Here is a 25379-nt window from a genome sequence, read left to right as displayed (position 1 = left end):
GCGTCCGTCCGGGGGAGGGGGCGGTGGTGGGGCGGGGAGGGGTTCCTCGCTGTCAGTCCTCGAAGCCGTTCGCGCGCAGGATGTCGTCGATGCGGGCGCGATGTGTCGCCTCCCACGCGTCGAGGGTTTCGGCGGCCTCCTTGTCGGCCTCCTTGTCGGCCTTCTTCCGGGCGCCGACGAGCACGTGCTCCCATCGGTCCCGGGGTGTGACCACGATGCCCTCCTCGTCGGCCACCACGACGTCACCGGCGTTCACGAGCACGCCGCCGCACCGCACCGGGCCACCCAGTGGCTCGACGGCCTTCTTCGTCTTTCGGCGTCGTCCGCTCGTGCCTTCGTGGGTGGCGCGTTCCTGTGCGTATACGGAGGCCGTTCCGGTCGCCCGGGGTGGTCAGCAGCGGAGCCCGATGACGCCCCAGCCGCGGCGGTCGGCCTCGGTGACGACCTCCGCCCAGTCCTTGAGCAACAGGGCGAACTCGTCGAAGTTCTCGATCCAGCCCCCCGGATCCGCGGCATGCTCGGCGAACGGCTGCCGCAGCGTGTCGAGTTCGGGCGCGGCCCGCTCCCAGAGCCGCTTGATCCCCGGCACCTCGTCCGGCGCGCACCACATCAACGCCTGTACGTTCCAGGGGCATTCCGGTTCGAAGTCGTCCCGGCCGTCGCCGCCGTCCATGTACGGAAGGCCGCTCCAGAACAGCGCCGACAGGTAGTGGTCCAGGGCGGTGCGCAGGCCGGGGGCGGCGTGGTCGCGGACGTCCTCCCACCGCTCGCCCGCCCAGAAATGGGGCTTGTAGGAGCTGAGCGTGTTGTGGAAGTCGTATCTGCGGCACCAGTCGGCGTCCTCGTCCCGCGGCCGGACCCACCCCGCAGGAGGGAGGGACCCCCAGGCGCAGTCCTCGTCGTCGAAGGCATCCCAGAGAAGAGCGGACTGTTCGGCGGCCGGGGTGGCTTCGAGCCGCTCCCAGTCCGCGATCAGGACCTCGATGCTTATTCCCATCGCACGGAGGTTAGTTCTCACCGGGCCGACGTCCCAGCGATTACCTCCTGCTCCGGGAGCGTGCGGCCCCCGGGCCACCTCCGGCCCACGGAGTCGTCTTCGGCACGGCGGAGCTGTCTTCCGCCCGCGGAACCGTCTCCGGCGCGGTGCCGGAGACGGCTCGCCACGGGGTGGTGGCCGGTGATGCCGTGCGTGCGCGGGTCGGCCCACGCCGACGGTGACCACGTCGGTGCCGGGACCCACCGCTGCGGCCGGGCCCAGCAGGGCCGGACGGGTGCGGAAGCGTGCCACGGATTCTCCAGGAGTGCGGGGGTTGGCTGTGCTCCGACCCCAGGAGAAGTGTCGCTTAAAGTGGTGTATCAAATGCGGACAGTCACGTATTGATCGATGGATGCGCCCCGGGGGCGGCCCGGATCTGGGCGGTGATCGCTTGCGCCCGCTCCGTGGTGGATCCGGCTCGGTGTTCGCGTGTCGCGCGGAAGGGTTCTGATCGGCCCTTCGGCCCCGGTTCGACCTGCGAGTTCTCGTCGGCTGTCTTGTTCTGGTCTGCGAGGGCGGCCTCGACGGCGCGGGGCGGCGGGTGCCCCGTATCCGCGTGGAGGGTGTCGACTTGCGCCCGGACGGATGCTCGGCCTTTGGGGGGAGCGGTCCGGTCCTTGTCGTGGCGGATCGGCCCCGGCCGGGCATGACCGCGCCACGGTGATGTACTAGTGTTATCTCGACATCGAGATATATGCCGAAGGCGCACGCGTCCGCCAGTCGGTAAGGGTTACCTAACTAAGCCTTACCTTAGCGGATGGCCGGGGCCGTAGGCGGCACCACGCGGCGCCCGCCGTAAGAGAGGCGCGGCGCGGAGTACGCGCACATTGATGAAGGAGACTGTCGTGTCGGCGAACAGCTTCGACGCCCGCAGCACGCTGCGCGTGGGCGACGAGTCGTACGAGATCTTCAAGCTGGACAAGGTCGAGGGCTCCGCGCGCCTCCCCTACAGCCTGAAGGTGCTGCTGGAGAACCTGCTCCGCACCGAGGACGGCGCGAACATCACCGCCGACCACATCCGGGCCCTCGGCGGCTGGGACTCCCAGGCCCAGCCCAGCCAGGAGATCCAGTTCACGCCGGCCCGCGTGATCATGCAGGACTTCACCGGTGTGCCGTGTGTCGTGGACCTCGCCACCATGCGCGAGGCCGTCAAGGAGCTGGGCGGCGACCCGGCGAAGATCAACCCGCTCGCCCCGGCCGAGCTGGTCATCGACCACTCCGTCATCGCCGACAAGTTCGGCACCAACGAGGCGTTCGCGCAGAACGTCGAGCTGGAGTACGGCCGCAACAGGGAGCGCTACCAGTTCCTGCGCTGGGGCCAGACCGCCTTCGACGAGTTCAAGGTCGTCCCGCCGGGCACCGGCATCGTGCACCAGGTCAACATCGAGAAGCTGGCCCGCACGGTCATGGTCCGGGGCGGCCAGGCATACCCCGACACCCTCGTCGGCACCGACTCGCACACCACCATGGTCAACGGCCTCGGCGTGCTGGGCTGGGGCGTCGGCGGCATCGAGGCCGAGGCCGCGATGCTCGGCCAGCCGGTCTCGATGCTCATCCCGCGCGTCGTCGGCTTCAAGCTGACCGGCGAGCTCCCGGCCGGTACCACCGCCACCGACCTCGTGCTGACCATCACCGAGATGCTCCGCAAGCACGGTGTCGTCGGCAAGTTCGTCGAGTTCTACGGCGAGGGCGTCGCCGCCACCTCCCTCGCGAACCGCGCCACCATCGGCAACATGTCGCCGGAGTTCGGCTCCACCGCCGCCATCTTCCCGATCGACGACGAGACGCTGAAGTACCTGCGCCTGACCGGCCGTGACGAGCAGCAGGTCGCGCTCGTCGAGGCGTACGCCAAGGAGCAGGGCCTCTGGCTGGACCCGGCCGCCGAGCCGGACTTCTCCGAGAAGCTGGAGCTCGACCTCTCCACGGTCGTCCCCTCCATCGCCGGCCCGAAGCGTCCGCAGGACCGCATCGTCCTGGCCAACGCCGCCCAGCAGTTCGCGCAGGACGTGCGCAACTACGTGGACGAGGTCGACGAGGCGGGCAAGGAGTCCTTCCCGGCCTCCGACGCCCCGGCCGTCGCCCCCAACGGTGGCCCGTCCAACCCGGTCACCGTGACCGCCCCCGACGGTTCGACGTACGAGCTGGACCACGGCGCCGTCACCGTCGCCGCGATCACCTCCTGCACCAACACCTCGAACCCCTACGTCATGGTCGCCGCGGCGCTCGTGGCGAAGAAGGCGGTCGAGAAGGGCCTGACCCGCAAGCCGTGGGTCAAGACCACCCTCGCCCCGGGCTCCAAGGTCGTCACCGACTACTTCGACAAGGCGGGCCTGACCCCGTACCTCGACAAGGTCGGCTTCAACCTCGTCGGCTACGGCTGCACCACCTGCATCGGCAACTCCGGCCCGCTGCCGGAGGAGGTCTCCAAGGCGGTCAACGAGCACGACCTGGCCGTGACCTCGGTGCTCTCCGGCAACCGCAACTTCGAGGGCCGGATCAACCCCGACGTCAAGATGAACTACCTGGCGTCCCCGCCGCTGGTCGTCGCGTACGCCCTCGCCGGTTCGATGAAGGTCGACATCACCAAGGACGCCCTCGGCGTCGACCAGGACGGCAAGCCCGTCCACCTCGCGGACATCTGGCCGACCGAGGCCGAGGTCAACGACGTCGTGGCGAACGCCATCGGCGAGGACATGTTCAACAAGTCCTACCAGGACGTCTTCGCGGGCGACGCCCAGTGGCAGGCGCTGCCGATCCCGACCGGCGACACCTTCGAGTGGGACGCCGAGTCCACCTACGTGCGCAAGCCCCCGTACTTCGAGGGCATGGCCATGGAGACGAGCCCGGTGGAGGACATCGCCGGTGCCCGCGTCCTGGCCAAGCTCGGCGACTCGGTCACCACCGACCACATCTCCCCGGCCGGTGCGATCAAGGCCGACACCCCGGCCGGCAAGTACCTCACGGAGCACGGCATCGAGCGTCGTGACTTCAACTCCTACGGCTCGCGCCGTGGCAACCACGAGGTCATGATCCGCGGCACCTTCGCCAACATCCGCCTGCGCAACCAGATCGCGCCGGGCACCGAGGGCGGCTTCACCCGCGACTTCACCCAGGACGGCGGCCCGGTGTCGTTCATCTACGACGCCTCGCAGAACTACCAGGCCGCGGGCACCCCGCTCGTGATCCTGGCGGGCAAGGAGTACGGCTCCGGCTCGTCCCGCGACTGGGCCGCCAAGGGCACCGCGCTCCTCGGCGTCAAGGCCGTCGTCGCCGAGTCCTACGAGCGCATCCACCGCTCGAACCTCATCGGCATGGGCGTCCTCCCGCTCCAGTTCCCGGAGGGCCAGAGCGCCGCGTCCCTCGGCCTGACCGGTGAGGAGACCTTCTCCATCACCGGCGTGACCGAGCTGAACGAGGGCACCACGCCGCGCACCGTCAAGGTCACCACCGACACCGGTGTGGAGTTCGACGGCGTCGTCCGCATCGACACCCCCGGTGAGGCGGACTACTACCGCAACGGCGGCATCCTGCAGTACGTGCTCCGCAGCCTGATCCGCAAGTAGCCGATCCGGCAGGACAGCGGGCCGCCCCCCTTCGCAGCACGAAGGGGGGCGGCCCTTTTCCGTACCGGCCCCCGGCTCCGGACGGCCCGCACAACCCCCTCGGCCGAGGGCGAGCCGCCCCCGCGCCGGTCCGGGGGAATGCGATCGTGGGCCCGCGGGTTGACGCAGCGACAGCAACAGTGACAGCGGCAGCAACAGCGGTATCGGTACGGAAGACGGAAAGAAAGAGCGGAATCATCATGGGCGAGCTGATCCTGATCCGGCACGGCGAGACGGAGTGGTCGCGGTCCGGGCAGCACACGAGTCACACCGATCTGCCCCTGACTCCCTTCGGCGAACGCCAGGCCCGTGCCCTGGCGCCCCTGCTCGCCGACCGGCCGATCGCCCTCACCCTGGTCAGTCCCGCGGTGCGGGCCCGGCGCACCGCGGAACTCGCCGGGCTCGCCGCTCCCCGCATCACGCCGGAGCTGCGCGAATGGGACTACGGCGGCTACGAGGGGGTGACCACCGAGGAGATCCACCGCACCCGTCCCGGCTGGAACCTGTGGACCGACGGGGTCGCCCCCGGGCCCGAGGCGCATCCCGGGGAGACGCCCGCCGAGGTCGGCGCCCGTGCCGACCGGGTGCTGGCCGAGGTCGCGAAGGCCGCGGGCCGGGAGGCGGACGAGGACGTCGCGCTCGTCGCCCACTCCCATTTCCTGCGGGTGCTCACCGCCCGCTACCTCGGACTGACCCCGGCCGAGGGCACGTTGTTCCAGCTCGCCACGGGAGCCGTCTCGCGACTCGGCACCGAGCACGGCCAGCCGGTGATCACGGCGTGGAACGTGACCCTGCCCGAGAGCCTGTTCCAGCGGGCCGTCCCGGAGAGCCCGGAGCGGGACCGGGCGCAGGTCTTGTGAACGACCGTCGGCCGGTGCCCGGGGAAGGGGCACCGGCCGACGGCCGTGACGCGGGTGGAACACGGGGTCAGGAGAACAGCTCCAGCTCCGCCAGCCTGCCCTCACCGGCGAACACCAGGCGGTAATGGGCGTACGTCCCCGGACTGTTCACCGAGAACACCCTCGTCTGCCTGTCCCAGGCGAACCGTTCGGCCGAGCGCTTGTCGAGGTCCTTCCACGTGGTGCCGTCCGACGAGCCCTGGAGGACCCAGCCGGACGGGGCCCCGTCCGCCACGTCCGACGTCAGCGTGTACCGGACCGCCTCCGTGGCCGAGGGGACCGGCAGGTCCACCGTGGCGACCTTCGCCGAGGTGGCCGACGTGTCGTCGAACAGGGCGCCCCCGCCCTTCAGCACGTCCGTCTCCGGCGACGCCACCTCGTCGTCCTCGGTGACGGAGACCGGGGCCGCGTCCTTGCCGGTGCCCCACGACGAGGGCTCGGGGCCCATGGCGAAGTCCAGCACACCGCCCTCGGCCAGCAGTTCGTGCGGCAGCGCGGTCGAGGTCCACTTCTTGCCGTCGACCCGCAGACCCTGCACATAGATGTTCTTCGCGCTGTTCTTCGGCGCCCTGACGACCAGGTCCCGGCCGTTCTCCAGATGGACCGTGGCCTTCTCGAAGAGCGGGGAGCCGATCGCGTACTCGCCGCTGCCCATGACCAGCGGGTAGAAGCCGAGCGAGGAGAAGAGGTACCAGGCCGACTGCTCGCCGTTGTCCTCGTCGCCGTGGTAGCCCTGCCCGATGTCGCTGCCCGTGTAGAGGCGGCCCAGCACCTCGCGGACCTTCTCCTGCGTCTTCCAGGGCTGTGAGGCCGCGTCGTACATGTAGGTGGCGTGGTGCGCGACCTGGTTGCTGTGGCCGTACTGCCCCATCCGCACGTCGCGCGCCTCCGTCATCTCGTGGATGACGCCGCCGTAGGAGCCGACGAACTCGGGGCCGGCCGTCTCCGGCGTGGCGAAGTACGTGTCGAGCTTCTTCGCCAGACCGGCGCGCCCGCCGTACAGGTTGGCCAGGCCCCGGCTGTCCTGCGGGGCCGTGAAGGCGTAGCCCCAGCCGTTGGTCTCCGTGTAGTCGTAGCCCCACACCCGGGGGTCGTACTCGTCCGAGGGGAGCCGCCAGTCGCCCTTGGCGTCCTTGCCCTGGAAGAAGCCCGCCCTGTCGTCGAAGAGCCGGACGTAGTTGCGGGCGCGGTTGAGGAAGTACGCGGACTCCTCCTTGTACCGGGCCTTCCCGGTCTTCCGGTGGAGGACCTCGCCCATCCGCGCGATGCCGTAGTCGTTGAGGTAGCCCTCCAGCGACCAGGACAGGCCCTCGTGCGTGTCGGTGTTCGCGTAGCCGGTGAACGGGGACGTCACCATGCCCTTGCGGCCGACGCCCGAGGACGGCGGGACCACCGTGGCGTTCTTCAGGGCCGCCTCGTACGCCGCCTCCGCGTCGAACTTCACGCCCTTGACGTAGGCGTCGGCGAACGCGACGTCCGAGGAGGTGCCGGTCATCAGGTCCGCGTAGCCGGGGGAGGACCAGCGGGACATCCAGCCGCCGTCCTTGTACTGCTGGACGAAGCCGTCCACCATCTCGCCGGCCCTGCCGGGGGTGAGCAGGGAGTACGCGGGCCACGTGGTCCGGTAGGTGTCCCAGAAGCCGTTGTTGACGTACACCCTGCCCTCGACGATCTTCGCGCCGGTGTGCGTCGGGGTGTCGGAGCCGACCTGCGGGGAGAAGGGGCTGGCGTACTTGTGCTTGCCGTCCACCTTCTCGAAGCCCGAGTTCGGGTACAGGTACAGCCGGTAGAGGCTGGAGTAGAGGGTGGTCAGCTGGTCGGCGGTGGCCCCCTCGACCTCCACCTTGCCCAGGATGTCGTCCCAGGCCCGCTGCGCGCGGTCCTCGACCCGGTCGAAGGAGCGGGAGGCGGGGATCTCGGCGGCGAGGTTCCGTTTCGCCTGGTCGACGCTGATCAGCGAGGTCGCCAGCCGCAGGTTCACCGTGCGGTCCCGGCCGGCGTCGAAGCGGAGGTAGCCCGTGACGTCGTCGCCACCGCCGCCGGACAGCTTGCCGCTCGCGGTGACCGGGGCGTCGAAGACGCCGTACACGAACAGCCGGGTCGCGCCGGTCGAGCCGCCGCTCTTCACGTCGGAGAAGCCGGTGAAGGAGCCGGTGGCCGGGTCGAGGGTGAGCCCGCCGTCGTTGGAGACGTTGTCGAAGACGATGCTCGCGTCGTTCCCGGGATAGGTGAACCGCATCCGGGCCGCGTGGTCGGTCGGGGTCATCTCGGCCCGGAGGCCGTTGTCGAAGGTCACCCCGTAGTAGTGCGGCCTCGCCGTCTCGTTCTCGTGGTGGAAGGGCAGCGCCCGCGCCCGGCGGGAGGCGTCCGGGGTGCCCGCGACCGCCGACGGCATCAGCTGGAAGGTCTGCCGGTCGCCCATCCAGGGGCTCGGCTCGTGGCTGGCGCTGAAGGCCTGGAGGGTGGGCAGGTTGTCGTCGTTGTTGCCGCGCGCGTAGTCGTACAGCCAGCTCGTCGAACCGGCGTTGGTGACCGGCGTCCAGAAGTTGAAGCCGTTCGGGACGGCGGTGGCGGGGAAGTTGTTGCCGCGGGAGAAGGCGCCGCTGGAGTTGGTGCCGCGGACCGTCGACGCGTAGTCGGACAGATGCGCACGGCGCTTCTCGGGCGCCTTCGGGGCGATCTCGATGTCGTCGATCCAGCCCTGGAACTTCGCCGTGCCCTCGGGAGAGTCGTACGCCACCAGGATCCGGTCCACGGTCCTGCCCGCCGCGACCGTGCCGATCGCCGACTCGACCTTGTTCCACTGGTTGACGTACAGCCGCTTGGCGTCGGCCTGGCCCTGCGGGGTCAGCAGGCCGCCGTTGCTGTCGGTGGCCCGCAGATCGCTCAGGTACGTGCCGTCCGTGAACGCCAGGTCGACCGCCACGTGCGTCGCCGGGTAGGAGAGGTCCGTCCCGCCCATCTGGGGGTAGACCAGGTAGGACAGCGAGGTGTCACGGGCGACGACCGTGTTCACGTCGAAGACCTTGTTGTACGAGTAGCCCCGGCCGTCCGCCTTGTGCGTACCCGCGTACCGCAGGGCCTTCTTCCCGGTGAAGCCCGCGCCCGCCTTGGCCGTGGGGGAGCCGGAGGGGCCGCGGTCGGGCCGGCTGCGCATCTGCGCCGGGGCCGGGACGGAGGTGTCCCCGTCGGAGAACTGGACGTCGGCGAGCTGGGTGATGCCGGGGGCGCCGTTGTTCTTCGTGATCCGCAGACGGAAGTGCCGGTACGCCGTGTCGGAGGCGAAATCGTACGACTTCGTCTGGAACCGCTCGGTGAAGGTCTGGCCGGTCCGGGAGTCGAGGTCCTTCCAGTCCCGGCCGTCGGCGGAGCCCTGCAGGGTCCAGTCCTTCGGGTCGCGCTCGTCGTGGTCGTTGGCCGAGGTCAGCGCGTACGTCACGATCTCGACCGGTTCGTCGAGATCGAACTCGACCCAGCCGGTGGACTCGAAGACCAGCCACTTGGTGCCGGGCTCCACGTCGATCAGGTTTTCCTTGACCTCCCCGCCGCCGGTGTTCTCGCCACTGGCGCGGACGTCCGTCACCCTGTCGGTGACATTGCCCGGTATTCCCACGGAGAAGCCGCCATCGACGCCCGATGACCGTTTCCTTCCGTCCGGGCCCTCTTCCACGGTGTCGCGCCAGTCCGGCTGCTTCTCGTCCGCTTCGAAGGAAGAGCTGAAGGTTCGTTCCCCCGCGGGTATCCGGTCCTTTCCGTACGAACCGGCCGACTGCGCGGCGGCGGTGGCGGGAGCGGTCGCGACCAGAACGAGCGAGGCCACGATCAGCGCGGCCGTACGGCTGTGTCTCCTGCGAGAACCATGTCGGGGCTGCATGCCGAGCCATTCCTCCCGGGGGAATACGCATGGACAACGTTGTCAAATGGATGCGCAAGGTCCAGTAGGTGGCCAAGTGCCGCGATGTGTCAAGGGTGTTGGGAATGAATGACCGACCGAATCGACCGTCGTGCGGAAATTGTCGCAGCCGGACAGGGAGGCGCGGGTTCCAGGTATCCGCGAGGTCTCAACTCGGGAAAGACTGCTGCTCAACCTTGTGTTCGATCTTGCTCAGTTGAGTGTGAGTGGACTATACCTGTCGGCGTCCGCGCAGATGTTTCGTCCGCGCGGGCGAGGGGGACGCGGGGGACGGACGGGAACGGCGCGAGGGGTGCGCCCGATGTCTGGTCTCCCTGCCCCCGATGCACGTGGCTAGCCTTGAACAGCACTACCCGAGCGCAACTGACCGCGGTGGCGGGGCCCTTCGCCTGAGGCGAATTTCGACGGGCGACCGGTACACACCGCCTGAGTCCTGGAGAAGGCGAGGACTTGAGCATGGGATCCACCTCCGCCCACAAGAATGAGGGCCTCGGCCGTCGCGATGTGATCAAGCGATCTGCCGCACTCGGCCTGATCAGCGTTCCGACGATGGGTTTCCTGTCGGCGTGCGCGAGCAGCGACAGCGGTGACGACAAGAAGGTCGAGAAGGGCAAGGTCACCAAGACCAACCCGCTCGGCGTCAACGAGACGGCCCCGCTCGAAGTCGTCATCTTCAACGGTGGCTTCGGCGAGCAGTACGCGATCGACGCGGAGAAGAAGTACAACGAGGCGTTCCCGAAGGCCCCGAAGGTCAAGCACGCCGCGACCCAGAAGATCCAGTCGCAGCTGCAGCCGCGTTTCAACGGCGGCACCCCGCCGGACCTGATCGACAACTCCGGCGCCGAGCAGATGGACATGGGTGTCCTGGTCGGCAAGAAGCAGCTGCTGGACCTGACGCCGCTGATGGACGCCCCGTCCATCGACGACCCGAACAAGAAGGTCCGCGACACGCTGCGCCCCGGCGTCCTGGAGATGGGCCAGTTCGACGGCGACCCGGTCTGGATCATGTACTACGCGTACACGGTCTACGGCGTCTGGTACTCGCAGACCGCGCTCGAGAAGCTCGACGCGGAGTACCCGGAGAACTGGGACGACATGCTCGCCCTCTGCGCGAAGGCGAAGAAGCAGGGCATCGCCGGCTGGACGTACCCCGGCAAGTACCCCTACTACCTGCCGTTCTCGCTCTACCCGTTCATCGCCAAGATCGGTGGCCGGGAGGTTCTCGACAAGATCGACAACCTGGAGCCGAACGCCTGGAAGGACCCCGCGGTCAAGGCGGCGTTCGAGGCGTACTACGAGCTGTACAAGAAGGGCTACATCCTCAAGGGCACCCCGGGCCTGACCCACATCCAGTCGCAGACCGAGTGGACCAAGGGCAAGGCGCTCTTCATCCCCAACGGTTCCTGGGTGGAGAACGAGGCGGCGCCGACCACTCCCAAGGACTTCAAGATGATGGTCGCGGCCCCGTCCGGCCTCGACTCGTCCGACAAGATGCCGTTCGGCACCATCTGGGCGTCCGGCGGCGAGCCCTTCATCGTCCCGGCCAAGGCGAACAACCCCGAGGGCGGCATGGAGCAGCTGCGCATCATGCTCTCCGAGGAGTCCTCGAAGAACTTCACCAAGCAGGTCAAGTCGCTCAGCGCCTTCAACGGCGGCACCGACGGTCTGGCCCTGTCGACCGCGCTGCAGGCCGGTGTCGACGCGCTGAAGAAGGCCGGCGACAACGTGGTGAACCCGCGCCTGCAGGACTGGTACGTGAAGCTCCAGAAGGAGCAGATCGGCACGGCGGGCATCGGCGAGATGATGGCCGGCCGCCTGACCCCGACCGAGGCCATCAAGAAGATCCAGGCCTTCGCCGACGCGGCGGCCAAGGACCAGTCCATCAAGCACTACAAGCACCAGTGAGCAACCGTCACCAGCGGCGGCACCCGCGGAAAGATCGGGGTCGGTAAACGATGCAGCACGGCAAGTACCGTTTCATCGTGGGGTTCTTGGCGGCCCCACTGGCGTTGTACGCGGTCTTCGTCATCTGGCCGTTCATCCAGTCCATCTACTATTCGTTCACGGACTGGACCGGCCTGAGCCCGGACTTCAAGATGGTCGGGTTCGACAACTACACGAGGATGTTCAAGGACGACATCTTCTGGAAGTCGCTGCAGCACAGTGTGCTGCTCGTGCTGCTGCTGCCGCTGGTGACGCTGGGTCTGGCGCTGTTCTTCGCCTTCATGCTCAATGTCGGGGGCCGTCGGCGCAAGAACGCCACGGTCGCCGGCGTGCGCGGGTCGAGTTTCTACAAGATCGCCTACTTCTTCCCGCAGGTGCTCTCGATCGTCATCGTCGCCCTGCTCTTCCAGTTCGCGTTCAACCCGCGGGACGGGATGATCAACTCGACGCTGAAGGGGATCGGTCTGGATTCCCTCCAGCCCGAATGGCTCGGCGACCCGAACCTGGCGCTCGTCTGCGTCATGGCGGTACTGATCTGGTCGACGGTCGGATTCTTCGTCGTCCTCTTCTCGGCCGGAATGGCGTCCATTCCCAAGGACTTCTACGAGGCGGCGCTCCTCGACGGGGCCGACCGTTTCACCACGTTCTTCAAGATCACGCTGCCGCTGCTCTGGGACACGGTGCAGTCGGGCTGGGTGTACATGGGCATCCTGGCCCTCGGCGTGGAGGCGTTCACCGCCGTGCAGGTCATGACCGTGGGCCCCGGCGGTCCCGACTACTCGACCACGGTCCTGCCGCTGTACGTCTACCAGACGGCCTTCCGCGACGGGCAGGCCGGCTACGCGACGACGATCGGTGTCGGACTGCTCGTCGTCACCATGGCCTTCGCGGCCATCGTGATGCGACTGGGCCGGCGCGAACGGCTGGAGTTCTGATGCCGCGAACGACGGGCGACGGCCCCCGGATCCCCAGCAGGCACCACAGGTCGGCCTCCGTGTCCGGCTCGACAGTACGAGGTGAGTACACGTGAAGACGACTGACACCCCGCCCGCGGCCCCGGCGGCGGACCCGGCCCCCGTGGCCGGGCGCCCCGCGCCGGCCGTCGAGGAGAAGAGCAGCGAGGGCAAGGTCCTCAACGTCTTCTCGCACGGTGTGCTGATCATCTGGGCGATCCTGGTCGTCATGCCGCTGCTCTGGGCGGTCATGGCGTCGTTCAAGACGGACGACTCGATCCTGTCGACGCCGTGGGCGCTGCCCGACAAGCTGCACTTCGAGAACTGGTCGCGCGCCTGGAGCCAGGCGCACATGAGCGACTACTTCTTCAACACGATCGTGGTGGTGGGCGGCTCGCTCGTCGGCACGCTGCTGCTGGGGTCGATGGCGGCCTACGTGCTGGCGCGGTTCGACTTCCCCGGCAACCGCTTCCTGTACTTCCTGTTCATCGGCGGGATGAGCTTCCCGATCATCCTGGCGCTGGTCCCGCTGTTCTTCGTGATGAACAACATGGCCCTGCTGAACACGCAGCACGGACTGATCCTGGTCTACATCGCGTACTCGCTGCCGTTCACCGTCTTCTTCCTCACCTCGTTCTTCCGGACGCTGCCGACCTCGGTGGCGGAGGCCGCGATGCTCGACGGGGCCTCGCACACCCGGACGTTCTTCCAGGTGATGCTGCCCATGGCGAGGCCCGGCCTGATCAGCGTCGGCATCTTCAACTTCCTCGGGCAGTGGAACCAGTACATGCTGCCGACGGTGCTCAACACCGACCCGAACCAGCGGGTGCTCTCCCAGGGGCTGGTCGAGCTGGCCAACAGCCAGGGGTACAAGGGCGACTGGTCCGGTCTGTTCGCCGGTCTGGTGATGGCGATGCTGCCGGTCCTCGGGGCCTACATCGTCTTCCAGCGCCAGGTCGTCGCGGGACTCACCGCGGGCGCGGTGAAGTAGCGGCCCGCCTCCTGTCCCGGGCCCTCGGCCCGCCACCCGTACGAACCGCCCGCCGGCTCCTCGCCGGCGGGCGGTTCGCGTGTGCGGGCGGCACTCCGGGGCGCGGTCGGGCGCTCATCCGGGGCTTCGCTCGCTCAAGGTCTTGACGGGGGGCACCTCAAAACGCTCAGCTTGGAGTTCACATGTTGGAGAGAACGCTAGGAGTGAGTCAATGGAGACTCCGGGGTCGCAGACTTCTCTGCATCGCGCCAACCTGGAGCGGGTCGTGCGTGCGGTACGCATGGCGGGTTCGCTCACCCAGGCGGAGATCGCACGGAGCACCGGCCTGTCAGCGGCCACCGTCTCCAACATCGTTCGTGAACTGAAGGAAGGCGGCACGGTCGAGGTGACCCCCACCTCGGCGGGCGGCCGCCGGGCCCGCAGCGTCTCGCTCAGCGGCGACGCGGGCATCGTGATCGGCGTCGACTTCGGGCACACCCACCTGCGGGTGGCGGTCGGCAACCTCGCCCACCAGGTGCTGGCCGAGGAGGCCGAGCCGCTGGACGTGGACGCCTCGTCCGCGCAGGGCTTCGGGCGGGCGGAACAGCTCGTGAAGCGGCTGATCGAGACGACCGGGATCAGCCAGGACAAGGTGATCGGGGTGGGCCTCGGTGTTCCCGGCCCGATCGACGTGGAGTCCGGCACGCTGGGCTCCACGTCGATCCTGCCGGGCTGGACGGGCATCAACCCCAGCAAGGAGCTCGCGAGCCGGCTCGGCGTGCCGGTGCACGTCGACAACGACGCCAACCTCGGGGCGCTCGGCGAACTGGTCTGGGGGAGCGGCCGGGGCGTCAGGGACCTCGCCTACATCAAGGTCGCCGGCGGCGTCGGCGCCGGCCTGGTGATCGACGGGCGGATCTACCGGGGGCCGGGCGGCACGGCCGGCGAGATCGGGCACATCACGCTCGACGAGTCCGGGCCGGTGTGCCGCTGCGGGAACCGGGGGTGCCTGGAGACCTTCGCGGCGGCCCGGTACGTCCTGCCGCTGCTCCAGCCCAGCCACGGGCCCGACCTCACCATGGAGCGGGTGGTCCAGCTGGCCCGCGGGGGCGACCCGGGCTGCCGCCGGGTGATCGGGGACGTCGGACGGCACATCGGCAGCGGGGTGGCCAACCTCTGCAATCTGCTCAACCCCAGCCGGGTGGTCCTCGGGGGCTCGCTCGCCGAGGCGGGCGAGCTGGTGCTCGCGCCGATCCGCGACTCGGTCTCCCGGTACGCCATCCCCAGCGCCGCCCGGCAGTTGTCGGTGCTGCCGGGCGCCCTGGGCGGCCGGGCCGAGGTGTTGGGCGCGCTGGCCCTGGTGCTGAGCGAGATGGGGGATTCGACCCTTTTGGAGAGCACCCTGATGGCGAACGCTCCTGCCTTCACTTAGATAACGAATGGCACCGTTGTCATCTCGTTAAGGATTTACTCCTTGACGCTGACGTTGCAGCCGAGTTGACTGCCTGCCACCTCGGCCGCAACGTTGCGGCCTCGTCAGGGAGGCAACCCGTAATGAACGCAACGACGCGACGCCTGGTCGTAGGAACGGCCGCGGTCTCGATGGCCCTCTCCCTCGCCGCCTGCGGCAAGGCGGGCGACGACAAGGACTCCGGCAGCGGCGGTGACGGCAAGACCATCGGTCTGCTCCTGCCGGAGAACAAGACCACGCGTTACGAGACGTTCGACCGCCCGATCATCGAGGCGAAGATCAAGGCGCTGTGCGACGACTGCGAGGTCAAGTACAACAACGCCTCGCAGGACACCGAGACCCAGAAGAAGCAGTTCGACGCGCTCGTCACGCAGGGTGTGAAGGTCATCATCCTGGACTCCGTCGACTACAAGGCCACCAAGTCCTGGGTCCAGCAGGCCGAGAAGAAGGGCGTGAAGGTCGTCGCGTACGACCGTCTCGCCGAGGGCCCGATCTCCGCCTACGTGTCGTACGACAACGAGAAGATCGGCCGCCTCCAGGGCGAGGCGCTGGTCAAGGCCCTGGGCTCCAAGGCCGCGGACAGCGATGTCGTCATGATCAACGGCTCGCCGACCGACCCGAACGCCCCCTTCTTCAAGAAGGGCGCGCACAGCGTCCTCGACAAGCAGGTCAAGAAGGTCGTCTACGAGCAGGACATCCCGGACTGGTCGCCGGACGAGGCCAACAAGAAGATGGGCGCGGCCATCGACTCCCTGGGCAAGGACGGCTTCCAGGGCGTCTACTCCGCCAACGACGGCATGGCCGGCGGCATCATCACCGCCCTGAAGAAGCAGGGCGTCAAGGTTCCGGTCGGAGGCCAGGACTCCGAACTCGCCGGTCTGCAGCGCATCATCGCGGGCGAGCAGTCCTTCTCGATCTACAAGCAGATCAAGCCGGAGGCCGAGACCACCGCCGAGATCGCCGTCCGGCTGCTCAAGGGCGAGAAGATCGACGAACTGGCCCCGGCCAAGGTCGACAGCCTCTCGGGCGAGTTCAAGGGCATCCCCTCGAAGCTGTACGACGCCTCGGTCGTGACCAAGGAGAACATCGCCTCCACCATCGTCGCGGACAAGGTGTACAAGGTCGAGCAGATCTGCACCGCCCAGTACAAGGCGGCCTGCGACGCCGCCGGCATCAAGTAACCGCCCGCCGGCAAGCGTCCCCCGGTCCGGTCCGGCGCCCGCCCCGTCACATGCCCCGCAGCAGGGGCGGGCGCCGGACTTCCCGCCGGTTCCGGTCATCCGCGTACGGCCGCCCCCGGAACGTGCCGAAGGGCCCCGGCCCGTACGGAAGCTCTCTCCGGGTCCGGACCTCGGCGCGTGGTCGTCCCCCGGCGACGACGTTCCGAGGCGGACCCGCCGGAGACCTCCTGGCCGTCCCGGGGCCCGGAGGCTTTCCGGTCGTCCCGCGGCCCGGTGACCGGCACCGCCCCTTGAGCTCAGCAGTACCATCCCCGCCGGTCAGGCGGTGAAGGAGATGATTCACGTGTCCGCTACGCCCGTGCTGGCGTTGCGCGGAATCTCCAAGCGGTTCGGCGCCGTCCAGGCGCTCACCGATGTGGACCTGGAGATTCGTTCCGGCGAAGTGGTCGCCCTGGTCGGCGACAACGGCGCCGGCAAGTCGACCCTCGTCAAGACCATTTCGGGTGTCCACCCGATCGACGAAGGCGCCATCGAGTGGGAGGGCGAGACGGTCCGGATCAACCGGCCCAACGACGCCCAGGAGCTCGGAGTCGCCACCGTCTACCAGGACTTGGCCCTCTGCGACAACCTCGACGTGGTCGCCAACCTCTTCCTCGGCAGCGAACTGCGCAGGGCCTTTGTCCTCGACGAGATCGCGATGGAGAAGCGCGCCAAGGAACTGCTGGACACCCTGTCCATCCGGATTCCCAGCGTCCGTATCCCGGTCGCCTCGCTCTCCGGCGGCCAGCGCCAGGTCGTGGCCATCGCCCGCGCCCTGATCGGCGACCCCAAGGTCGTCATCCTCGACGAGCCGACCGCCGCCCTCGGCGTCGAGCAGACCGCCCAGGTCCTCGACCTCGTCGAGCGACTGCGCGAGCGCGGTCACGGCGTCATCCTCATCAGCCACAACATGGCCGACGTGCGCGCCGTCGCCGACAAGGTGGCGGTGCTGCGGCTGGGCCGCAACAACGGAGTCTTCGACGTGGCGACCACGTCCCACGAGGAGATCATCTCCGCGATCACCGGTGCCACGGACAACGCCGTCACGCGCCGCCAGGCACGCACAGCCTCGAAGGAGGACGCGAAGTGAGCGACCTCGCCAAGACCCCCAAGAGCTCTGCCGAGGCCCCCGAGCCCGCCAAGAGCCCTGCCGAGAAGCCCGTCGTCCCGGCGGCCGAGCCGTCGGCGGCCCCCGCTCCCGCGGTGGACCCGCGCCTGCTGGTCCGCGAGGAGGGCTTCAAGGGCTACTGGTCCGAGTTCACCCGCAAGGTGCGCGGCGGCGAGCTCGGCTCACTGCCGGTCTTCGTCGGCCTGATCGTCATCGCGATCGTCTTCCAGCTCCAGAACAGCAACTTCCTCTCCGCCAGCTCCGTCGCCAACATCGCCGTCTACAGCTCCGGCCTCGGCATCATGGCGGTCGGCATCGTCTTCGTGCTGCTGCTCGGCGAGATCGACCTGTCCGTCGGGTCGGTCGCCGGCGTCGGCGCGGCCGTCTGGGCCGTGCTCAACGTCAACCACGGCTGGAACGACTGGGCGGCGGTCCTCGTCGCGGTGCTCTCCGGCATGGCGCTCGGCGCGCTGCACGGCTTCTTCTTCGCCAAGATCGGCGTGCCCGCCTTCGTCGTCACCCTGGCGGGGTTCCTCGGCTGGAGCGGTCTGCAGGAGTGGATGATGGGCGGTGAGGGCTCGATCAACACCCCGAGCGGCAGCATCGTCGAGAACCTCACCAACTACTTCTTCGAGGACAAGGCCGTCGCGTACGGTGTCGCCCTGGTCGCCGTCCTCGCCTACGCCGGGTCGCTCCTGATGGACAGCCGGCGCCGCGGGGCCGCGGGTCTGCCGGCCCGCCCGACCAGCGAGATCCTGCTCCGTACGGGCGTCGTCGCCGTCCTGTGCTTCGCCGTCGCGTACGTGCTGAACGAGCCCTCGGGCGCCCGCGGCCTGCCGCTGGCCCTGGTGCTCTTCCTGGCCGTGCTGGTCGTCGCGGACTTCGTGGCCCGCCGGACCACCTTCGGCCGCCAGGTCTTCGCGGTGGGCGGCAACCCGGAGGCGGCTCGCCGCGCCGGCATCAGCGTCGACCGCATCCGGATCACCGTCTTCGCGCTCTCCGGCATGCTGGGCGCCTTCGGCGGCCTCTTCATCGCGAGCCTGTCGGGCGGTGCCACCAAGAGCGTCGGCGGCGGCAACACGCTGATGCTGGTCATCGCGGCCGCCGTCATCGGCGGCACCAGCCTCTTCGGCGGCCGGGGCAAGGTCTGGTCCGCACTGCTCGGCATGATCGTGATCCAGTCGATCCAGCAGGGCCTGAACATGATCGGCATGGCCAACGCCGTCCAGTACATGATCACGGGCGCCGTCCTGCTGGCCGCCGTGGTGATCGACTCGGTCTCGCGCCGCACCCAGAAGACGGCGGGCCGCGCGTAGCGCCACCCAGAGGGGCGGGCCGCCGTGTGCGGCCCGCCCGGCCCGGTGCCCGGCGCCCCCCCCGCACGGGCACCGGGCACCGCCGTGTCCGCGTCCGGCGCGGGAACCCGGCCCATATGTACGGAGTACGTCCCGAACACACCGCCCGATGACCCCGTGCGCGCCCGGAACATTAGACTCATCGGATCGGCATGCTCGACCAGCTCAAAACGCAAGGAGGCACGGGTGGCCCTGCTGACCCGCATCGGTGGACCGCGTGACCTGGACCGGCTCACACCCGAGCAGCTGGACCAGCTCGCCGGAGAGATCCGGACCTTCCTCGTCGAGGCCGTGTCGAAGACCGGGGGCCACCTCGGCCCCAACCTGGGCGTGGTCGAGCTGACCATCGCCCTGCACCGGGTCTTCGATTCGCCGAAGGACAAGGTGCTGTTCGACACCGGCCACCAGAGCTATGTGCACAAGCTCCTCACCGGCCGGCAGGACTTCTCGAAGCTCAAGAGCAAGGGCGGCCTCTCCGGCTACCCCTCCCGTGCCGAGTCCGAGCACGACGTCATCGAGAACTCGCACGCCTCCACGGTGCTCGGCTGGGCCGACGGCCTCGCCAAGGCCAACGAGGTGCTGGGCAAGGACGACCACGTCGTCGCGGTCATCGGTGACGGAGCTCTCACCGGCGGCATGGCCTGGGAGGCGCTGAACAACATCGCCGCCGCCAAGGACCGCCCGCTCGTCATCGTCGTCAACGACAACGAGCGCTCCTACGCGCCGACCATCGGCGGCCTCGCCAACCACCTCGCCACGCTGCGCACCACCGACGGCTACGAGCGCTTCCTGGCCCGCGGCAAGGACATCCTGGAGCGCACCCCCGTCGTCGGCAGGCCGCTGTACGAGACGCTGCACGGCGCCAAGAAGGGGCTGAAGGACTTCATCGCCCCGCAGGGCATGTTCGAGGACCTCGGCCTGAAGTACGTCGGGCCGATCGACGGCCACGACATCGAGGCCCTGGAATCGGCGCTCCAGCGCGCCAAGCGCTTCGGCGGCCCCGTCATCGTGCACTGCATCACCGAGAAGGGCCGCGGCTACACCCCGGCCCTCCAGGACGAGGCGGACCGCTTCCACGCCGTCGGCAAGATCCACCCGGACACCGGGCTCCCCATCGCCTCCTCCGGCCTGGACTGGACCTCGGTCTTCGGCGAGGAGATGGTCAAGCTCGGCAAGGAGCGCAAGGACATCGTCGCGATCACCGCGGCCATGCTCCAGCCGGTCGGCCTGACCAAGTTCGAGAAGGAGTTCCCGGACCGGATCTACGACGTCGGCATCGCCGAGCAGCACGGCGCGGTCTCCGCGGCCGGGCTCGCCACCGGCGGACTGCACCCCGTCTTCGCGGTGTACGCCACCTTCCTCAACCGCGCCTTCGACCAGGTCCTGATGGACGTGGCGCTGCACAAGTGCGGGGTGACCTTCGTGCTGGACCGGGCCGGGATCACCGGCACCGACGGCGCCTCGCACAACGGCATGTGGGACATGTCGATCCTGCAGTGCGTGCCCTCGCTGCGGATCGCCGCCCCGCGCGACGCCGACCAGGTCCGCGCCCAGCTGCGCGAGGCCGTCGAGGTCGACGACGCGCCGACCGTGGTCCGCTTCTCCAAGGGCGCGGTCGGCCCGGCGGTCAAGGCCGTCGGGAAGGTCGGCGGCATGGACGTGCTGCGCGAGTCCGGCGCCGCCCGGCCGGACGTGCTCCTGGTCTCGGTCGGCGCGCTGGCCCCGATGTGCCTGGAGATCGCCGACCTGCTCGACGCCCAGGGCATCTCGACGACCGTGGTCGACCCGCGCTGGGTCAAGCCGGTCGACGAGGCGATGGCCCCGCTCGCGGAGCGGCACCGGGTCGTCGTCACCGTCGAGGACAACAGCCGGGCCGGAGGCGTCGGTTCCGCCGTCTCCCAGACGCTGCGCGACGCCGGGGTCGACGTACCGCTGCGCGACTTCGGCATCCCGCCGCGCTTCCTCGACCACGCCTCCCGCAAGGAGGTCCTGGCCGAGATCGGGCTGACCGCGCCGGACATCGCCCGCCAGGTCACCGGCCTGGTCGCCAAGCTGGACGGCCGCTTCGACGACGACGCCGACCCCCGTTCCGTGGTCGAGCCCGTCCGCGACTGACCTGCGGCGACCGGCAGTTCGCACCGCTACGGCGAATGGGCCGGGCGGACCACCCTGTACGAGTGGTCCGCCCGGCCCATTCGCGTGAAATCGGCCACTGCGGAGCCCTCCGTGGCCGAATCGGTCCCAATCATGGCGTACACGACGAGTGCGTGGAGGTACGCCGGTGACGGCCCAGCAGGACACACCCCCCAGCAGCGACGGGCTGTTCCGGACCAAGACGGTCGAGCAGTCCATCCGCGACACCGAGGAGCCGGAGCACGCGCTCAGGAAGTCCCTCTCCGCCCTGGACCTCACGGTCTTCGGAGTGGGCGTCATCATCGGCACCGGCATCTTCGTGCTCACCGGCAAGGTGGCCAAGGAGACGGCCGGGCCCGCCACCGCCCTCGCCTTCGTGGCCGCGGGCGTCGTCTGCGCCCTGGCGGCGCTCTGCTACGCCGAGTTCGCCTCCACCGTGCCGGTCGCCGGCTCCGCGTACACGTTCTCCTACGCCTCCCTCGGCGAACTGATCGCCTGGATCATCGGCTGGGACCTGGTGCTGGAGTTCGCGCTGGGCACGGCGGTGGTGGCGGTCGGCTGGTCCGGCTATGTGCGCTCGCTGCTGGACAATTTCGGCTGGCACATGCCCACCGCACTCTCCGGACCGGACGTGGCGGAAGGTTTCGGCTTCGACATCCTGGCCTTCGCCCTGGTGCTCGTCCTGACCGTGGTGCTGGTGCTCGGCATGAAGCTCTCGGCCCGGGTCACGAGCGTCGTCGTCGCCATCAAGATCGTGGTGGTCCTGATCGTGATCGTCGCGGGGCTGTTCTTCGTGAAGTCCGCCAACTACTCGCCCTTCGTCCCCGAGGCGGAACCGCAGGCCTCGGGCACCGGCCTGACCGCGCCGCTGGTCCAGCTGATGTTCGGTTACGCGCCCACCAACTTCGGCATCATGGGCATCTTCACCGCCGCCTCCATCGTCTTCTTCGCCTTCATCGGCTTCGACGTGGTGGCCACCGCCGCCGAGGAGACGAAGCTTCCGCAGCGGGACATGCCGCGCGGCATCCTCGCCTCGCTCTTCATCTGCACCGTGCTCTACGTCGCCGTGTCCCTGGTGGTCACCGGCATGGAGCACTACACCGATCTGTCGGTCGAGGCGCCGCTGGCCGACGCCTTCAAGGCCGTCGGCCATCCCGTCTACGCCGGGCTCATCAGCTTCGGCGCCGCGATCGGCCTCACCACGGTCTGCCTGATCCTGCTGCTGGGGCAGACCCGGGTGTTCTTCGCGATGAGCCGCGACGGACTGCTCCCGCGGTTCTTCTCCAAGACGCACCCGAAGTTCGGCACCCCGTACCGCCCGACCATCCTGCTCGGTGTGATCATCGCGATCGTCGCCGGTTTCACCAGCATCAACGAACTGGCGACGCTGGTGAACATCGGCACGCTCTTCGCGTTCGTCGTCGTCGCGCTGGGCGTCCTGGTACTGCGCCGCACCCGCCCCGATCTGCCCCGCGCCTTCCGCACCCCGTGGGTGCCGGTGATCCCGCTCCTCTCGGTGGCCGCCTCGGTGTGGCTGATGCTCAATCTGCCGGCGGAGACCTGGGTGCGGTTCGCGGCCTGGATGATCATCGGCGTGATCATCTACTTCGCGTACGGGCGCCGACACAGCCGCCTCAACACGCCCTAGTGCTGTGGCCGGAAAGGTTTGCCGGAAAGCTCACGGCGTCCGGTGCGGTGCATCGCAAGGCGGAGCATTGCCCGCGTACTGGATGTACTCGGGTGATGCGACAACGCGGCGAGGTGCCGTGCCGGGCGTCGCGAGCCGGTGAACCTTTCCGGCCACAGCACTAGGGTCTTTCGTCTGGATCAGGCCGGGCTCGCGTGCCCCGGCACTTCCCCGAGCTCTCGGCTTCGCTCGAGCAGGGGAGGCCCCATTGCTCGCCGCGTTGTCGTCACTCGCCATGGCTCCGCCATGACTCCCTCCTCCGCCTTGCGATCGCACGCACCGGACCCCGCTCCCTGATCCGGCCTGATCCAGACGAAAGACCCTAGTCCGGAGCCGTGGGCGGGGCGGTGTCCACCGGCGGGGCCGGCCGTACCGTGCGGGGCCCCACGCACCGGGCCCCGTACTCCTCCACCCGCCGCCGCAGCTCCCGGTCGGCGGTGACCACCACGCAGACGCGGCCTGCGGCCACCCCGGCGAGTTCGGCGATCCGGTCGTCACCGCTGCCCGGCGCCGGGTCCACCAGGACGCCGGGCACCGACGCGACGCCGCGGGCCCGGCCCTCGACGACCAGCACCAGTTCGGCGGGGCCGGGGTGTCCCGGCAGCCCCGCCGAGGCCAGCGGGACCAGGGCGTCCCGGAGCCGCTCGGCGGCGGCGCGGCGGTCCCGCCACCATCCGTCGGGCACGGAGCCGACCACATTGGCCGCGTCCACGATCACCAGGGTCCGTTCGCTCGGCATGCCGAAAGCGTGTCACGGAGCCGTGCCCCGCGTCGCGTCAGCCGCCGGTCGCGGGGGACTTCTTGGCGGACTCGGGGATCGTGGCGTCCTTGCGGATGGCCTTCCAGAGCTCGTCGGCCTGCGGCTGGGCCGCCACCACCCGGTTGGGGTCCTGCTTGTCGTACGCCACCGGAAGCATGATCGTTTCCATGGTGTTCGGGTCCACGCCGTTCATCGACCGGCCGAACTCCGCGAGGGACTTCAGCGAGGCGAGTCCCGAGTCGGTGGTCAGCGACCGGGTGGCCGAACTGGCGATCTTGTACGACTTGGCCGGACTGCCCAGCAGGTCCTGCGACTTCACCTCGCTCAGCAGCGCGAGCAGGAACTGCTGCTGGAGCCCGATCCGGCCGAGGTCGCTGCCGTCGCCGATGCCGTGCCGGGTACGGACGTACGCCAGGGACTGGGTGCCGTCGAGCTTGTGCGGGCCCGCCGTGAGGTCGAGCCCGGACGACTTGTCGTGGATGTCCTGCGGAACGTCGACCGTGACACCGCCGATGGCGTCCACCAGGTCCTTGAACCCGGCGAAGTTGATTTCGAGGTAGTGGTCGATGCGGACGTCGGACATCTTCTCGACGGTCTTGACCACGCACGCCGGTCCGACCTGCGAGTAGACGGAGTTGAACATCACACGGTTCGCCGAGGGCACCGTCGTGCCGTCGGCCCCGGTGCACTCGGGCCGGGAGACGAGGGTGTCGCGCGGAATGGAGACGGCGACGGCCTTCGTCCGGCCCTCGGGTATGTGCACCACCAGCGCGGTGTCCGAGCGGGCACCGCTGACGCCGCCGCCCCCGCCCAGCGCCCTGTTCTCCGCGCCCGCCCGTGAGTCGGAGCCCAGGACCAGCAGGTTCTGGCCGCTGGTGGGCAGCTTCTCCGGCCGGTCCTCGCCGAGGGCCTTGTCGATGTCGACGCCCTTGATGTTCCCGTCCAGGCGGCTGTACAGCCAGTAGAAGGTGCCACCTGCGGCGAGCAGCAGGACGAGCACCGAAACGAGCGCGATCCTCAGGCCGCGGCGGCGCTTGCGGGGGCCGCCCCTCCGCTTCCGGCCGCCGTCCTGGGAGTCCGAACGGCCCGGTGCCATGGCGTCGTGGCTCATCGTGGTCGAGTCCTCAAATCTCAGTGCCCGAAGCGGACGGTGAAGTGCGTGGGACTCGGGTGGGGGGCGTGGCCGGTCCGTACGTGCATGACTGACCGTGCACTATAGAACAGAGGATCGTGCGAATGGGTGTTTTGGTCCCCGGAATCATGATCTATGAGCCTCGAACTACTATTCGTTCATGACTTGGTTGATCACGGGCGGGGCGGGGTTCATCGGGGCGCACGTCGTCCGTGCCATGCGGGCGGCCGGCGAGCCGGTCGCCGTGTACGACGACCTCTCCACCGGTGATCCCTCGCGCGTGCCCTCGGACGTGCCGTTCGTCCGGGGATCGACGCTCGACGCGGACCTGCTGCGGCGCACCCTGGCCGACCTGTCGGTGCGCGGTGTGGTCCACCTCGCCGCGAAGAAGCAGGTGGCGGAGTCCGTCGAGCGCCCGCTGCACTACTACCGGGAGAACGTGCAGGGCCTGCAGACCCTGCTGGAGGCGGCGGCCGACAGCGAGGTGCGCGCGTTCCTCTTCTCGTCCTCGGCGGCCGTCTACGGCATGCCGGACGTACGGCTGGTGACGGAGAACACCCCGTGCGCCCCGATCAACCCCTACGGAGAGACGAAGCTGACCGGCGAGTGGATGGTGCGCGCCGCCGGGAAGGCGCACGGCATCGCCACCGCCTCGATGCGGTACTTCAACGTCGCCGGCGCCGCCACCCCGGCCCTCGCCGACACCGGTGTGTCCAACCTGGTGCCCATGGTCTTCGAGAGGCTGACGCGGGGGGAGGCCCCGGTGGTCTTCGGCGACGACTACGACACCGAAGACGGCACCTGCGTCCGCGACTTCATCCACGTCGACGACATCGCCTCGGCGCACCTCGCCGCGGCCCGCGCCCTGCTCGACCGCGCACCGGGCACGGACCTGACCCTCAACATCGGCCGCGGCGAGGGCGTCTCGGTGCGCGAGATGATCGAGCTGATCGGTGACGTGACGGGACACGGGGCGAAGGCGGCCCCGGTCACGGCCCCGCGCAGGGCGGGCGACCCGGCCAGGGTCGTCGCGTCGGCGGACCTGATCCGCTCCGAGCTGGGCTGGTCCGCCCGGCACGACGCCCGCGCGATGGTCGTCTCGGCATGGGAGGGATGGTGCCTGAGGAACCCCGGAGCGCACCGTTCCGTCTCCTCGGACACCCCGGCCTGAGCTATTTTCAGCCTATTCATGATGA

The 25379-nt window shown here is 69.2% G+C and carries 16 protein-coding genes and 1 pseudogene; 12 read left to right on the top strand and 5 right to left on the bottom strand.

Annotated features, from left to right (window positions below):
• Positions 1–52 precede the first annotated feature (52 nt).
• Positions 53–316, bottom strand: a pseudogene (locus ACWCXX_RS16165) (RraA family protein); the annotation flags it as partial.
• Between the two features lie 75 nt (positions 317–391).
• Positions 392–997 carry a hypothetical protein gene (locus ACWCXX_RS16160; protein WP_451127566.1) on the bottom strand — a complete coding sequence of 202 codons (606 nt, stop codon included), beginning with the start codon at positions 995–997 and terminating at the stop codon, positions 392–394.
• A gap of 884 nt (positions 998–1881) precedes the next feature.
• On the opposite strand from ACWCXX_RS16160, the gene acnA reads away from it, so the two are divergent.
• Both acnA and ACWCXX_RS16150 read left to right on the top strand, forming a co-directional pair.
• Positions 1882–4599, top strand: coding sequence for an aconitate hydratase AcnA (gene acnA / locus ACWCXX_RS16155; RefSeq protein ID WP_451127564.1), 2718 nt, complete (start codon positions 1882–1884; stop codon positions 4597–4599).
• 239 nt (positions 4600–4838) lie between these two features.
• Positions 4839–5498, top strand: a complete 660-nt coding sequence (locus tag ACWCXX_RS16150; protein ID WP_451127562.1) for a histidine phosphatase family protein — start codon at positions 4839–4841, stop codon at positions 5496–5498.
• A gap of 67 nt (positions 5499–5565) precedes the next feature.
• Here the strand turns inward: ACWCXX_RS16150 and ACWCXX_RS16145 are convergent, their stop codons facing one another.
• A complete protein-coding gene (locus ACWCXX_RS16145; protein ID WP_451127560.1) occupies positions 5566–9411 on the bottom strand; it encodes a GH92 family glycosyl hydrolase in 3846 nt (1281 codons plus the stop codon).
• A gap of 495 nt (positions 9412–9906) precedes the next feature.
• Here ACWCXX_RS16145 and ngcE point away from each other — a divergent pair, with 495 nt between their 5' ends.
• The 9 genes from ngcE (at position 9907) to ACWCXX_RS16100 (ending at position 22252) form a co-directional block, all read left to right on the top strand.
• The gene (gene ngcE, locus ACWCXX_RS16140; RefSeq protein ID WP_451127558.1) at positions 9907–11355 is read left to right on the top strand and encodes an N-acetylglucosamine/diacetylchitobiose ABC transporter substrate-binding protein; all 1449 of its coding nucleotides are present in this window, start codon (positions 9907–9909) and stop codon (positions 11353–11355) included.
• 50 nt (positions 11356–11405) lie between these two features.
• Positions 11406–12329 carry a carbohydrate ABC transporter permease gene (locus ACWCXX_RS16135; protein ID WP_451127556.1) on the top strand — a complete coding sequence of 308 codons (924 nt, stop codon included), beginning with the start codon at positions 11406–11408 and terminating at the stop codon, positions 12327–12329.
• A 91-nt stretch (positions 12330–12420) separates the two neighbouring features.
• Complete coding sequence (locus ACWCXX_RS16130) at positions 12421–13338, top strand: carbohydrate ABC transporter permease (RefSeq protein ID WP_451127554.1); 918 nt, start codon at positions 12421–12423, stop codon at positions 13336–13338.
• Between the two features lie 211 nt (positions 13339–13549).
• Positions 13550–14749: an ROK family transcriptional regulator gene (locus tag ACWCXX_RS16125; RefSeq protein WP_451127552.1), complete on the top strand. Its 1200-nt coding sequence runs from the start codon at positions 13550–13552 to the stop codon at positions 14747–14749.
• A gap of 122 nt (positions 14750–14871) precedes the next feature.
• Positions 14872–15969: a substrate-binding domain-containing protein gene (locus ACWCXX_RS16120; RefSeq protein ID WP_451127550.1), complete on the top strand. Its 1098-nt coding sequence runs from the start codon at positions 14872–14874 to the stop codon at positions 15967–15969.
• Between the two features lie 334 nt (positions 15970–16303).
• The gene (locus tag ACWCXX_RS16115) at positions 16304–17098 is read left to right on the top strand and encodes an ATP-binding cassette domain-containing protein (protein ID WP_451127548.1); all 795 of its coding nucleotides are present in this window, start codon (positions 16304–16306) and stop codon (positions 17096–17098) included.
• Positions 17095–18432, top strand: a complete 1338-nt coding sequence (locus tag ACWCXX_RS16110; RefSeq protein WP_451127546.1) for a sugar ABC transporter permease — start codon at positions 17095–17097, stop codon at positions 18430–18432. Before ACWCXX_RS16115 ends, ACWCXX_RS16110 begins: the two co-directional genes overlap by 4 nt.
• Before the next feature lie 225 nt (positions 18433–18657).
• Positions 18658–20586, top strand: a complete 1929-nt coding sequence (gene dxs / locus ACWCXX_RS16105) for a 1-deoxy-D-xylulose-5-phosphate synthase (protein ID WP_451127544.1) — start codon at positions 18658–18660, stop codon at positions 20584–20586.
• 166 nt (positions 20587–20752) lie between these two features.
• Entirely contained in the window at positions 20753–22252 is a 1500-nt protein-coding gene (locus ACWCXX_RS16100) for an amino acid permease (protein ID WP_451127542.1), read from the top strand.
• Positions 22253–22613: 361 nt separating this feature from the next.
• Here ACWCXX_RS16100 and ACWCXX_RS16095 read toward each other — a convergent pair whose 3' ends face one another.
• Positions 22614–23030 (bottom strand): NTP pyrophosphohydrolase, encoded by a 417-nt coding sequence (locus ACWCXX_RS16095; protein ID WP_451127540.1) that lies wholly within the window; start codon positions 23028–23030, stop codon positions 22614–22616.
• A gap of 37 nt (positions 23031–23067) precedes the next feature.
• On the bottom strand, positions 23068–24162 hold the full coding sequence (locus tag ACWCXX_RS16090) for an LCP family protein (protein WP_451127539.1): 1095 nt from the start codon (positions 24160–24162) through the stop codon (positions 23068–23070).
• Between the two features lie 181 nt (positions 24163–24343).
• Here ACWCXX_RS16090 and galE point away from each other — a divergent pair, with 181 nt between their 5' ends.
• On the top strand, positions 24344–25354 hold the full coding sequence (gene galE, locus ACWCXX_RS16085) for a UDP-glucose 4-epimerase GalE (RefSeq protein ID WP_451127537.1): 1011 nt from the start codon (positions 24344–24346) through the stop codon (positions 25352–25354).
• The last annotated feature ends 25 nt before the right edge of the window (positions 25355–25379 follow it).

This window comes from Streptomyces sp. NPDC001732 (assembly GCF_053596315.1).
This window is presented reverse-complemented; position numbering and strand designations above follow the sequence as displayed.

Excerpts from the sequence above, each read along its gene's own strand:
- ACWCXX_RS16160 (WP_451127566.1), bottom strand. The coding sequence starts at position 997 with ATGGGAATAAGCATCGAGGTCCTGATCGCGGACTGGGAGCGGCTCGAA.
- ACWCXX_RS16150 (WP_451127562.1), top strand. The coding sequence starts at position 4,839 with ATGGGCGAGCTGATCCTGATCCGGCACGGCGAGACGGAGTGGTCGCGG.
- ACWCXX_RS16145 (WP_451127560.1), bottom strand. The coding sequence starts at position 9,411 with ATGCAGCCCCGACATGGTTCTCGCAGGAGACACAGCCGTACGGCCGCG.
- ngcE (WP_451127558.1), top strand. The coding sequence starts at position 9,907 with ATGGGATCCACCTCCGCCCACAAGAATGAGGGCCTCGGCCGTCGCGAT.
- ACWCXX_RS16135 (WP_451127556.1), top strand. The coding sequence starts at position 11,406 with ATGCAGCACGGCAAGTACCGTTTCATCGTGGGGTTCTTGGCGGCCCCA.
- ACWCXX_RS16125 (WP_451127552.1), top strand. The coding sequence starts at position 13,550 with ATGGAGACTCCGGGGTCGCAGACTTCTCTGCATCGCGCCAACCTGGAG.
- ACWCXX_RS16120 (WP_451127550.1), top strand. The coding sequence starts at position 14,872 with ATGAACGCAACGACGCGACGCCTGGTCGTAGGAACGGCCGCGGTCTCG.
- ACWCXX_RS16115 (WP_451127548.1), top strand. The coding sequence starts at position 16,304 with ATGATTCACGTGTCCGCTACGCCCGTGCTGGCGTTGCGCGGAATCTCC.
- ACWCXX_RS16095 (WP_451127540.1), bottom strand. The coding sequence starts at position 23,030 with ATGCCGAGCGAACGGACCCTGGTGATCGTGGACGCGGCCAATGTGGTC.
- ACWCXX_RS16090 (WP_451127539.1), bottom strand. The coding sequence starts at position 24,162 with ATGAGCCACGACGCCATGGCACCGGGCCGTTCGGACTCCCAGGACGGC.
- galE (WP_451127537.1), top strand. The coding sequence starts at position 24,344 with ATGACTTGGTTGATCACGGGCGGGGCGGGGTTCATCGGGGCGCACGTC.